Origin of the sequence: Runella sp. MFBS21 (genome assembly GCF_029433105.1) — a bacterium.
Lineage (GTDB): Bacteria > Bacteroidota > Bacteroidia > Cytophagales > Spirosomataceae > Runella.
In genome coordinates this window covers 516,144-528,797 of sequence record NZ_JARNTW010000003.1, presented here as the reverse complement: position 1 = coordinate 528,797, position 12,654 = coordinate 516,144, and the positions used below count along the sequence as shown (strand labels likewise).

The window sequence follows — 12,654 nt, the reverse complement described above, 5'->3', positions numbered from 1 at the left end:
TAATAGGTAATCGATGGTACAAAGCTAATATAAGGTACTTTGTGATGCAAGGTACTTGGCTAGATTTTTTTTCTTACTTTGAAGAACGGTCAAAAAAACAGATGAAAGGTCTTGACAAAGTATAAACAAAATAGCTTTTTTCTATCTCAATGACCTGCCCTTATCAACACTCTTTCGCGCTTTGGTGAAATAGAGATATACGTGTTTTGATTGTTACTTTTTATCGCACTCATTTTTCCTACAAAAACCTCGTAGATTTGCAGAGCTTTTACACTTCCAGAATTCTTAAATGTATGCCCATTCCAAATTTTAAAGAGATTGTCTCCGTCACCCTGATTTTGTTTTCGGTGATTGATATTTTGGGTTCTATCCCTGTTATCATTGATTTGCGTCGTAAGGCAGGTGCTATCAATGCCCGTCGAGCCACTTTTGTATCGGGTGGTTTGATGATAGCTTTCTTATATATTGGTAAAGAAATCCTCCGGCTTTTTGGGGTAGATGTCGAATCGTTTGCGGTAGCGGGAGCCTTGATTTTGTTTTTGATTGGCTTAGAGATGATTTTAGGACGTAATATCTTCAAGCATGACGCTGTTCATACCAATGCTACCTCTATTGTGCCGATTGCCTTTCCGATGATTGCGGGTGCCGGTACGATGACTACCATTTTATCGTTGAAAGCGGCTTACCAAGAAATCAACATCATCATCGGGATTCTGATTAACCTTATTTTTATTTATTTGGTCTTACGCTCTTCGGTCTGGATTGAAAAATTATTGGGAGTAGCGGGGACAGATGTTTTGCGCAAGATTTTTGGATTGATTTTGATAGCAATCTCCATCAAATTATTGAGGAGCAATATTTAAGAGTGAGTAAAATTTTGATTGTTTGATTTTAACCCTTTGTAGGTGGAAATTATCTTGGCGTCGTTAGCGGCATTGTTAGCTGGTTTTGTAGATTCTATTGTGGGTGGAGGTGGGTTGGTACAGGTTCCTGCTCTTTTTGTTTTATTTCCGCACTTTTCGGTTTCTCAAGTAATAGGCACAAACCGTTTTGCTTCATTTTTGGGCACAAGCGTGGCAGGGTATCAATATGCTCGCAAAGTAGAAGTTCCGTGGAATGTAGTGTTGCTCACAGCTTTGGGTACTGCTTTGATGTCGTATTGGGGAGCTACGGTAGCAAGTCACATGAAAGCAGAGATATTGAAGCCAATCATACTGCTACTGATGGCTGCGATTGCGATTTATACTTATGTCAATAAGCGTTTAGGGCATGAAGAAAATCTTCCTGTATCCCTCACTCGACTCCTTGGGTATGGATTGTTGATAGGGATGACAGCTGGATTTTACAATGGATTTGTAGGACCGGGCACGGGTAGTTTATTGGTTTTTGGCTTTGTAAGTGTAGTAGGATATCAGTTTTTGAAAGCCTCTGCCATTGCCAAAATCATCAATGTAGTAGCTGATGTCTCTTCCTTGGTTTTCTTTCTATGGAAGGGGTACGTAGTGTTTGAAATTGCCTTGCCAATGATGGTCTGTAACATAGTAGGTTCGTTTTTAGGAAGTCGCATGGCTATCTTGCGCGGCAATACCTTTATAAGAATCGTATTTTTGGTGGTAGTGTTTGGTTTGATACTTCGTTTTGGGTATGATGTTGTTAAAATGCTTGGTAATTAAAAAAATGTTTTAATAAATTCAAGAAAATAGTTGAAAAGTAATAAAAAAGCGTCTATTATTGTGTCGAAATGACACATTTAATGAACCGCTATTTACATTCTACTCGTTTACTTGTTGCAATCGACTGTATTATATTCGGTTTTGATGGGGAAGAAATCAAACTATTACTGATCAAACGAAATTTTGAGCCTGAGAAAGGCAAGTGGTCGTTGATGGGGGGGTTTGTGAAAGAAGAGGAAGATTTGGAGGCAGGTGCCGAACGGATTTTGTATGAGTTGACAGGTCTTGATAATATTTACGTTGAACACCTTCAAACTTACGGCAAAGTAAATCGTGACCCTGTCGAACGCACAATATCTGTTGTATTTTTTGCTCTTATTAATATTCATGCGCACGACCAAGAGTCGGTTCGCGCTCATAATGCCCAATGGATAAGCCTTAAGAATGTTCCTCAGTTGATTTTTGATCATGATAGGATGGTCGAAAACGCCCTGGAGCGTTTGCGGTATAAGGCGGCACTTCATCCGATTGGTTTTGAACTATTGCCCGAAAAATTTACCATTCCCCAGTTACAAAAACTCTACGAAGCTATTTATGATATGCGTCTTGATCGGCGCAACTTTAGTCGTAAAATTTTATCGACGGGATTGTTGATAGATACAGGCGAAAAAAACGAAAATTCGGCTACTAAAAAAGCGATTCTTTACCGACTTGATAAGCAAAAATACGAGAGCAAATTCAATGCCTTTTGGTATTTTATGCCAGAGTCGTCGTAGGAGCCTTTTTGTGAGTGATAATTTAACTACTTAACCGTTAAAATTTGTTCAAAAGAAATGCAAAATCAATATGTGATAGGGGTTGACTACGGCACTGATTCGGTGCGGGCGTTGGTAGTCAATGCTCATACAGGCGAGAGCGTAGGAACCCACGTATTTGAATATCCACGTTGGAAACAAGGGCTTTATTGTGACCCTGCTATTTCTCAATTTAGACAGCATCCTTTGGATTATTTGGAAGGACTAGAAGCGTCAATCAAAGGAGCTTTGGCAGCGGTATCAGACGAAGTAAGGCAGCAAATTAAAGGTATATCGGTGGATACTACTGGCTCAACGCCCGTAGCAGTTGATAAAAACGGCACGCCGTTGGCTCTTTTGCCCGATTTTGCCGAAAACCCTCACGGTATGTTTATCCTTTGGAAAGACCATACTGCCAATGCTGAGGCCGAAGAAATCAATGACTTGGCGCATCATTGGGATGTAGATTATACCAAATACGTAGGAGGAATCTATTCGTCGGAATGGTATTGGGCCAAGATTTTGCGAACACTTCGTACGGATGCCGCTGTTCGCCAACACGCATTTTCGTGGGTAGAACATTGTGACTGGATTTCGGCAGTATTGACCGGAAATACTGACCCCTTATCGCTCAAGCGCTCTCGTTGTGCTGCTGGGCACAAAGCGATGTGGCACAGTGAGTTTGAGGGGCTGCCCGGAGAGGAGTTTTTAGTGAAATTAGATCCGTTGTTGGCAGGTACAAGAGACCGACTCTATACCCATACTTACACTTCTGATGAGCCTATGGGCTTTATTTCTCAAGAATGGGCTACTAAGCTGGGTTTGTCCACAAGCGTAGTGATAGGTGTCGGGGCTTTTGATGCTCATATGGGAGCGGTAGGGGCAGAGATAGAGCCTTATACTTTTGTGAGGGTGATGGGGACTTCTACTTGTGATATGTTGATTGCTCCCAATGAAGAAATTGGACATTTGCTCATCAAAGGGATTTGTGGCCAAGTAGATGGGTCGATTGTGCCTGGGATGCTAGGCATGGAAGCAGGGCAGTCGGCGTTTGGGGATGTATATGCTTGGTTTCAGAAGGTGATTGTCGAACCCGTAAAAGTGCTTTTAGGAGAAGAGGCCGCACAGAAACTTAGCACACAACTGATTCCTTATTTGTCGCAACAAGCTTCCCAACTCCCCGTAACCGAGAATGACCCGATTGCCCTTGATTGGATCAATGGCCGCCGTACCCCAGACGCCAACCATACTTTGAAAGCAGCTATTTCGGGATTAAATTTAGGTACAGATGCTGTGCGAATCTTCAAAGCATTGGTGGAAGCGACTGCCTTTGGCTCACGAGCTATTGTCGAAAGATTTTTTAGAGAAGGAGTTTCTATCAAAAAAGTAACGGGGATAGGAGGCGTAGCTAAAAAATCACCCTTTGTGATGCAGACCCTTGCCAACGTACTCAATATGCCCATCAAAGCGGCGAGTGCTGATCAAGCTTGTGCGCTTGGCGCGGCTATGTGCGCCGCCGTAGCAGCCGGAATTCACCCTTCTATGGAAGCAGCCCAAGAGGCAATGGGTTCGGGGTTTGATGCCGAATATCTACCTGAGATAGATAAAGTGGCGGTGTATCAAAATCTCTATCAAAAATACTTAACGTTGGGGGAATTTGTGGAGAAAAAATAGTCAGTCAATCAATTAGGGATTAAAAGGATGGGCTTATTGTGGGTGTTTTGTTTTTTGCTTTCTGGTATAGCAGTAGCTCAAAAAGTTACGTATCAGGATAATTTTGAGCAAGGATTCAATGCTGATTTTTGGTTCGTAGAAACGCTCGATAGCGCCCACAACAGTATTTATGTCGAAAATGGGCAGATGATCATGGATGTAAGTGGAGAAGCTACTATTTGGTTTAAAAACGAGCTCAATTCGCAATGGACTATGGAATTTGACCGCACGGTGTTGATGTCAGGCAAATTTAATGACAAGCTAAACAATGTTGATTTTTTTTGGCAAGCTTCTGACCCTCATCTAGGGGCAGTAATGGGTCGCCAACCTCTAGCAGCCAGTTATGATTCTTTGAGTTTGTATTATGCCAAAATTGGAGCAGAAAACAACACACTAACCCAATTTGGGAAGTATCAAGCAGATGGAGAGCACGTGGTACTGCTCGAATATACCGATACGAAGCACCTTTTGGAGGCCAACAAATTATACCATTTTCGAATCTCAGTACAAGACCGTATCACGCAATTGTATGTCAATGATCGGCTATTTTTTAGCTTTACGGATGAGGCTCCCTTACCAAAGGGGTATTTTGGATTTAGAACTACCAAATCCAGACAATCAATTGACAATTTTAAGGTAGTTCAAAAATAAAAGTTATAAGAAACAACTAGCTATTTATAAACAATCATGCTAAAACAATTTGAAGTCTGGTTTGTCACGGGAAGTCAGCATTTGTACGGAGAAGAGACGCTTCGCCAAGTAGATGAGCATTCGGCTGTAATCGCAGGGTCGCTAAACGACTCGCCCCAAATCCCCGTTCGGGTGGTATTCAAACCCGTAGTCAAAACCCCCGAAGAAATTTATGCAATATGTCAAGAGGCCAATGTAGCGCCAGACTGTATCGGAATCATTGCTTGGATGCATACCTTTTCACCCGCCAAAATGTGGATACGAGGGTTGAATGTACTCAAAAAACCGTTGTTGCATTTACATACTCAATACAACCGCGACATTCCTTGGGATAACATTGATATGGATTTCATGAACCTCAATCAGTCGGCGCATGGGGATAGAGAGTTTGGATTTATCATGTCGCGGATGCGACTCAATCGTAAAGTGGTAGTAGGCCACTGGCAGCAAGCGGATGTGATTCAACAAATCAACGTATGGAGTCGAGTAGCGGCTGCTAAGTACGAACTACAAACCATGAAAGTGGTACGTTTCGGAGATAATATGCGCCAAGTGGCCGTGACAGACGGCGATAAAGTAGCCGCTGAAATGACCTTCGGCTTTTCGGTCAATACCCACGGTGTAGGAGATTTGGTAAAGTACATCAATCAAATCTCAGAAGCTGATATTTTTACGCTCATTCAAGAATATGAAGATACGTATGAACTCATGCCTTCGCTCCACAATGGAGGACTTATGCGTCAGTCATTGATAGAAGCGGCGCGTATTGAGCTAGGTTTAAAAGCTTTCTTAGAAGAAGGCGGGTTTGCGGCTTATACCAATACTTTTGAAGACCTCCACGGAATGCGACAATTGCCCGGGATTGGTTCTCAACGTATGATGGCTGCGGGCTATGGCTATGGTGGAGAAGGAGATTGGAAAACTTCGGCCTTGGTGCGTGCCCTCAAAGTAATGGCAACGGGATTGGAAGGGGGCAATTCTTTTATGGAAGATTATACCTATCATTTCGACCCTGCTAATCCCCTCGTTTTAGGCTCGCATATGTTGGAAATTTGTCCGTCGATTGCCAAAAGTAAGGTCAAGTGTGAAGTTCACCCGCTGGGTATCGGAGGCAAAGAAGATCCCGTAAGGTTGGTTTTTGACGCCGCAGCAGGCCCGGCTCTTAACGTATCTTTGATTGACATGGGCAATCGTTTTCGCTTATTGGTCAATGAGGTGGAAGCCGTAGAAGTAACCGAAGCATTCCCCAAACTTCCAACTGCACGCGCCTTATGGAAACCTCAGCCAAGTATGGAAGTAGGCTTACAAGCTTGGATTTTGGCAGGTGGAGCGCATCACACGGCCTATAGCCAAAACCTCAGCACCGAATACATCGAAGATTTGGCTGATATGTTTGGCGTAGAGCTAGTGGTGATTGACAAAGATACCAAGATTCGTGATTTGAAGAATCAGTTGAGATACAGCGAAGTAGCCTATAAATAAGCTAACTTCAAGCAATAACATTTTCAGGAGAAACGAATTTCTTATGAGCTTATATCAATCATTGAAACAAGAATGTTACGAAGCCAATATGCAGTTGCCTAAATTGGGACTTGTATTATTTACTTTTGGCAACGTAAGCGCCGTTGATAGAGACAAGGCAGTTTTTGCTATCAAACCTAGCGGGGTTCCTTATGAACTTCTTAAAGCCGACGATATTGTTATCATGGATTATGATGCCAAGGTGGTGGAAGGAACAATGCGCCCTTCATCTGATACCAAAACCCATGCGCTGCTTTACAAAACTTGGGACGATATCGGTGGAATCACTCATACCCATAGTACTTATGCGGTAGCTTGGGCACAAGCGGGGCGCGATATCCCGATTTTTGGTACTACTCATGCCGACCATACGCATCAAGACATTCCGTGTGCGGCTGTACTTTCTGATGAAATGATTCAGGGAGATTATGAGTACGAAACGGGCAATCAAATCTTTGAAGTTTTTGAGGGAAGAGGATTGTCGCACAAAGAAGTAGAAATGGTATTGCTCCAAAACCACGGGCCGTTTACTTGGGGTAAAAATGCCGAAAAATCGGTCTACAATGCGGCGGTGTTGGAAGAAGTGGCCCGTATGGCTTACTTGACTTTGCAAATCAACCCTCATACTCCACGTATCAAAGACAGTTTACGCATGAAGCATTATGAACGCAAACATGGTAAAAATGCTTACTATGGGCAAGGATGCTGATTAATGTTAAACTAACCTAACGAAATATTCCAAACCTTACCTCTTTTACCCATTCAAACCTAGCACCCTATGACCCTTGGACTCGAAACCCTAGACTACGTAATCTTTCTCGTTTATTTTGTGATTGTTTCTAGTTATGGCTATTGGATTTACAAACACAAAGGCAAACAAACTGCCGATTCAAAAGATTTCTTTTTAGCAGAAGGCTCTCTTACTTGGTGGGCGATTGGCGCTTCTATCATTGCTTCTAACATCTCTGCGGAGCAGTTTATTGGAATGAGTGGGCAAGCCTTCCAATTGGGGATTGCCATTTCGGTATACGAACTATTGGGAGGAGTAGCGCTCATTATCGTAGCGGTTTACTTTTTACCCATGTATCTCAACAACAAAATTTATACCATGCCTCAGTTTTTGTCAAAACGCTACAATGAGCGATTGGCGACTATCATGGCTGTCTTTTGGTTGTTTTTGTACATTTTCGTTAACCTCACTTCTATTATTTATTTAGGAGCGTTGAGTCTCGAAAAAATGACGGGTTTTGCTTTTATGCCTTGTGCCATTTTTCTGACCACTTTTGCCGTCATCATTACCCTAGGTGGAATGAAAGTAATTGGATATACGGATGTTATTCAGGTGGTATGCTTAATATTTGGAGGTTTGGCTACTACTTATCTGGCGCTAGATTTGTTGTCTGTAAAAGTAGGTACAGGGGCCGGAGTATTAGAGGGTTTAGGGCTGATTCGGGAAAAAGCCGACAGTCATTTACACATGATTTTTACCCCCGGCCAATACCAAGTTCATGACGGTCGTGGGGGATTTATTGATGCCTACAATCAGCTTCCGGGTATTATGATGTTTATCATTGGAGGGCAGTGGGTCAACAACCTTAATTATTTTGGATGTAACCAATACATGACCCAACGTGCCTTAGGTGCCGACATCAATACTGCCCGTAACGGAGTGCTTTTTGCGGCATTCTTGAAAATGATGATGCCCTTTATAGTGGTATTGCCTGGGTTGGCTGCTTATGTATTGTTTCAAGAAAATGCCGATACCTCTATCGTAAATGGTATCACCCAAAATGGTATCGTCAAACCAGACAATGCCTACCCTGTATTGCTCAATCTTCTTCCTGTGGGCTTGAAAGGTCTGGCTTTTGCGGCCCTCACGGCGGCGATTGTGGCAAGTTTGGCAGGAAAAGCCAACAGTATTTCTACGATTTATGTATTAGATATTCACCAGAAGTTTTTCAACAAAAACCTCACCGAAAAACAAACCGTTTGGACGGGGCGCTTAGTGATTGTTATTGCTTTTATCATTGCTTTGTTGGTAAGTCCATTATTAGCCAACTTTGGACAGGCTTTCGAATATATTCAAGTTTATACAGGTTATATTTCTCCGGGTATTTTGAGTATCTTTTTGCTGGGCTTTTTCTGGAAAAAAGCCACGGCCAACGGCGCTTTGGCGGCAGCTGTATTGAGTATTGCACTCTCGGCATTGATTGAAAATTGGTATCCTGATTTTCCATTCCTCAATCGCATGGGAGTGGTGTTCTGGATTTGTTCGGCAGTGCATATTGCGATTAGTCTCGCCCAATCCAAAGGTAAAAATCAAGCCAATGCCTTTGAAGTACGTCCCGAATGGTTTAAAGTTACCCCTGAGTTTCGGTATGGCGCCATTGCTGTTATTGTGGCTTTTAGTTTAATTTATTGGATTTTCTGGTAAAAACCGATATTCTCAAGAAGAAAGGGGAGGAGACTCCTCTTTCTTTGTTTTAAACCGTATGCATAGCAGAAAACAACCAAAAGTGGCAACCTGTCAGTCACTATTTTTAACTGTCAATTTGTCTGAATAAAATATTGTGAGGCAATTATTGTTATTAAACTACTGACAAAAAGCTAACTTTGCGAAAATGTTGAACTTTAGGCGCGATATTGGTGACATGTAAAGAATTGGCATTATTGAAAGGTACAAACGATAAACCACTGCGACTTTATACGACGACAGTTGCAGCTTATTATATATAAAAAAATGATAAAATTCCTCACTAAAAGTTTTACAGGGCTCTTTGGGACGAAATCGGACCGTGACTTGAAAGAACTTACTCCCTATGTAGAAAAAGTAAATGCTGAGTTTGTTAAACTTCGCAATCTTAGCAATGATGAGTTACGCAAGGCTACTGAAGAACTCAAAACGTATATCGCAGGTCAACTTAAGTCAATAGATGACCAAATCGCGTCTCTTCGCCAGCAGATTGTTGACAATGCCGAAATGGATGTTAACCAGAAGGAAGAAATTTTTAAGCAGATTGATACTTTTATCGCCGAGCGTGACAAAGAGCTTGAAAAAGTTTTGATTCAAATCTTGCCAACTGCCTTTGCAATTGTGAAAGAAACCGCGCGTCGTTTCACCGAAAATGAATCATTGGAAGTAACCGCTACCATCTTTGACCAAGAGCTTGCTAGTAAGAAAGACAACGTCAAAATCAACGGCGATAAAGCCATCTGGAGCACAACTTGGAACGTAGTAGGGCATCCTATTAAATGGAACATGGTACATTACGATGTTCAAATCATCGGGGGAACAGTGCTTCACCAAGGTAAAATCTCTGAAATGGCAACGGGTGAAGGTAAAACCCTCGTGGCTACGCTACCCGCATTCTTGAATGCATTGTCGGGGCAGGGAGTGCATGTCGTAACTGTCAACGACTACTTGGCTCGCCGCGATAGTGAGTGGAATGGACCTCTGTTTGAATTTCACGGGTTGCGCGTGGATTGTATCGACCGTCATCAGCCCAATACTTTTGCGCGTCGTCAAGCTTACCTAGCGGATATTACTTATGGAACCAACAATGAGTTTGGTTTTGACTATCTGCGTGATAATATGGCGCATACCCCCGAAGAACTTGTACAGCGTAAGCACCACTTCGCGATGGTCGATGAGGTGGACTCAGTATTGATTGATGATGCTCGTACTCCTTTGATTATCAGTGGGCCAGTGCCTCGTGGTGATGAGCAGGATTTTGCAGAATTGAAGCCTCGCGTATCGCGCATAGTGGATGCCCAAAAACGTTTGGTGACAGATTTGCTCAACGAAGCCAAGAAAAAAATTGCGGCTGGCGATAAAAAAGAAGGTGGATTGGCGTTGTTTCGTGCGCATCGCGGATTTCCCAAATACAAACCTCTCATTAAGTTTTTGAGTGAGACGGGGATGAAAACCCTCATGCAGGAAACCGAAAAAATCTATTTGGCCGAAAACCAGAAGTTGATGCCCGAGGCTGATGCCCCATTGTTTTTTACCATTGAAGAAAAAAACAATAGCGTAGAGCTTACCGAAAAAGGATTAGATTATATCACAGGAGAAGGTGAAGATCCTACTTTCTTCGTACTTCCTGATTTGTCGATTGACTTGAATGCTATCGACCAAAACCCAGATTATAATGACCAACAGAAATTGTTGCGTAAAGAAGAGGTAATCCGCGATTATTCTATCAAAACACAACGTGTGCATACGGTACAACAATTGTTGAAAGCCTATTCTTTGTTTGAGCGGGATGTGGACTATGTACTCATGGACGGTAAAGTTAAAATCGTAGATGAGCAAACAGGCCGTATCATGGAGGGGCGTCGCTGGTCAGATGGACTTCATCAAGCCGTAGAAGCCAAAGAAAATGTGAAGGTAGAAGATGCTACTCAAACCTATGCGACTGTTACGCTCCAAAACTATTTCCGTATGTACCATAAGCTATGTGGGATGACGGGTACTGCCCAAACCGAGGCTGGGGAGTTTTGGACCATTTACAAACTTGATGTAGTAAGTATTCCTACTAATATACCAGTAGTACGAAAAGACGAAGAAGATAAAGTATATCGCTCAGTACGCGAAAAATACAATGCCGTAGGAGACGAGATAGTGGAGTTAGTAGGAAAAGGGCGCCCCGTATTGGTGGGTACTACTTCGGTCGAAAACTCCGAGTTACTTAGCCGGATGCTGACCTTGCGTAAGATTCCTCACCAAGTATTGAACGCAAAACAGCACCAACGTGAGGCCGAAATAGTAGCCGAGGCTGGTAAGCCAGGCACAGTGACAATCGCAACCAACATGGCCGGTCGGGGTACCGACATAAAGCTGACACCAGAGGCAAAAGCGGCAGGTGGCTTGGCCATTGTAGGTACAGAGCGCCACGAAAGCCGCCGCGTAGACCGTCAGTTGAGAGGGCGTGCAGGTCGTCAAGGAGACCCTGGTACTTCACAGTTTTTTGTATCGCTCGAAGATGGTTTGATGCGTATGTTTGGTTCTGATCGTATTGCGGGTATCATGGACCGTATGGGGCTCGAAGAAGGCGAGGTGATTCAGCATTCGATGGTGACCAAGTCAATTGAGCGTGCACAAATCAAAGTAGAAGAAAACAACTTTGGTATTCGTAAGCGCTTGCTCGAATACGACGACGTGATGAACATGCAGCGTGAAAACATCTACAAACGTCGCCGCAATGCTTTGTTTGGAGATCGCTTGTCAATTGACATTGCTGATACGCTTTATGAAGTTTGTAACGAAATCATCACCAATACCGAAAGTAACTACGAAGAATTGGAATTGGCAGTGATTACCAACTTCGGAATTGAGCCGCCATTCCAACGTGATGAATACAATAAGTTGAAGCCAGAACAGCGAGTACAACGTTTGTACAACGCTGCCGAACAGCACTATGCCCAAAAGAATAAAGTCATTTCTGAACAAGTAGTGCCCGTACTCAAACAAATTGCTGCCGAACACGGCGGAACAGTTCAGGAGATAGTGATTCCGTTTACGGATGGTATCAAAGGTACCCAAATCGGTGTAAACTTACAGAAAGCTGTCGATACCAATGGTCGTGAGATTGTACGTGAAATGGAGAAATTTGTGGTACTTTCACTCATCGACCAAGAATGGAAAGAGCACCTCCGTGACATGGACGATTTGAAACAGTCTGTTCAGAATGCGGCCTATGAGCAAAAAGACCCATTGTTGATTTATAAGTTTGAATCAGTGGAGTTGTTTAAGCGTCTCATGACTAAAGTTAATTTTGAGACGATTAGCTTCTTGATGAAGACTTACATTCCGCAGGAAGAAGAGCCTCAACAGCCAGCCCCTCGCTCGGCACGTCGTGCCCCAGAACCCAAATTACAAACCAATCGTGTAGAGGAGGAAGAAGAAGTGGCAGGAGGGCCTAATGCTTATGCAGCTCGCCAAGTCGAAAAACAAGCCCCTGTACGCTCTATCAAAATCGCCGACCGTAACCAAAAAGTGACTGTTCAGTACCGTGACGGGCGCGTGGTGAAAGATGTGAAGTACAAAAAGGTAGAACACGAAGTGGAAAGGGGTGATTGCGTGGTGATTGCGTAAAAAAAAATAAAAAATGTGACCTTAGTTCTTTACTCACGTCTTAAGTATAGAGTTTTTCATAACGTTGAGTAAAGATTGAAAATCCGAATGGGCTTCCTGTTCGGATTTTTTTTTTGCCCTTAAACTGCTATTATTGTTGTATCGAATTTGCCCGATTTACTTCTGCCCC

Annotated in this window: 9 protein-coding genes; all 9 read left to right on the top strand. The window is 43.0% G+C overall.

What is annotated here, in order from left to right:
- Window positions 1-293: 293 nt before the first annotated feature.
- The 9 genes from P1X15_RS09620 to secA all read left to right on the top strand — a co-directional run bounded on the left by P1X15_RS09620 (window position 294) and on the right by secA (window position 12,485).
- Window positions 294-863, top strand: coding sequence for a MarC family protein (locus tag P1X15_RS09620; RefSeq protein ID WP_409049679.1), 570 nt, complete (start codon window positions 294-296; stop codon window positions 861-863).
- Window positions 864-905: 42 nt separating this feature from the next.
- Window positions 906-1,673 (top strand): TSUP family transporter, encoded by a 768-nt coding sequence (locus tag P1X15_RS09615; RefSeq protein ID WP_277337930.1) that lies wholly within the window; start codon window positions 906-908, stop codon window positions 1,671-1,673.
- An 80-nt stretch (window positions 1,674-1,753) separates the two neighbouring features.
- Window positions 1,754-2,449: an NrtR DNA-binding winged helix domain-containing protein gene (locus P1X15_RS09610; RefSeq protein WP_277337929.1), complete on the top strand. Its 696-nt coding sequence runs from the start codon at window positions 1,754-1,756 to the stop codon at window positions 2,447-2,449.
- Between the two features lie 57 nt (window positions 2,450-2,506).
- On the top strand, window positions 2,507-4,141 hold the full coding sequence (locus tag P1X15_RS09605) for a ribulokinase (protein WP_277337928.1): 1,635 nt from the start codon (window positions 2,507-2,509) through the stop codon (window positions 4,139-4,141).
- 27 nt (window positions 4,142-4,168) lie between these two features.
- Window positions 4,169-4,831, top strand: a complete 663-nt coding sequence (locus tag P1X15_RS09600) for a DUF6250 domain-containing protein (protein ID WP_277337926.1) — start codon at window positions 4,169-4,171, stop codon at window positions 4,829-4,831.
- Window positions 4,832-4,867: 36 nt separating this feature from the next.
- The gene (gene araA, locus P1X15_RS09595) at window positions 4,868-6,352 is read left to right on the top strand and encodes an L-arabinose isomerase (protein ID WP_277337925.1); all 1,485 of its coding nucleotides are present in this window, start codon (window positions 4,868-4,870) and stop codon (window positions 6,350-6,352) included.
- Between the two features lie 43 nt (window positions 6,353-6,395).
- Window positions 6,396-7,100 carry an L-ribulose-5-phosphate 4-epimerase gene (locus tag P1X15_RS09590; RefSeq protein WP_277337924.1) on the top strand — a complete coding sequence of 235 codons (705 nt, stop codon included), beginning with the start codon at window positions 6,396-6,398 and terminating at the stop codon, window positions 7,098-7,100.
- A 69-nt stretch (window positions 7,101-7,169) separates the two neighbouring features.
- Window positions 7,170-8,825 carry a sodium/sugar symporter gene (locus tag P1X15_RS09585; protein ID WP_277337923.1) on the top strand — a complete coding sequence of 552 codons (1,656 nt, stop codon included), beginning with the start codon at window positions 7,170-7,172 and terminating at the stop codon, window positions 8,823-8,825.
- A gap of 306 nt (window positions 8,826-9,131) precedes the next feature.
- Entirely contained in the window at window positions 9,132-12,485 is a 3,354-nt protein-coding gene (gene secA / locus P1X15_RS09580) for a preprotein translocase subunit SecA (RefSeq protein WP_277337922.1), read from the top strand.
- Window positions 12,486-12,654 lie beyond the last annotated feature (169 nt).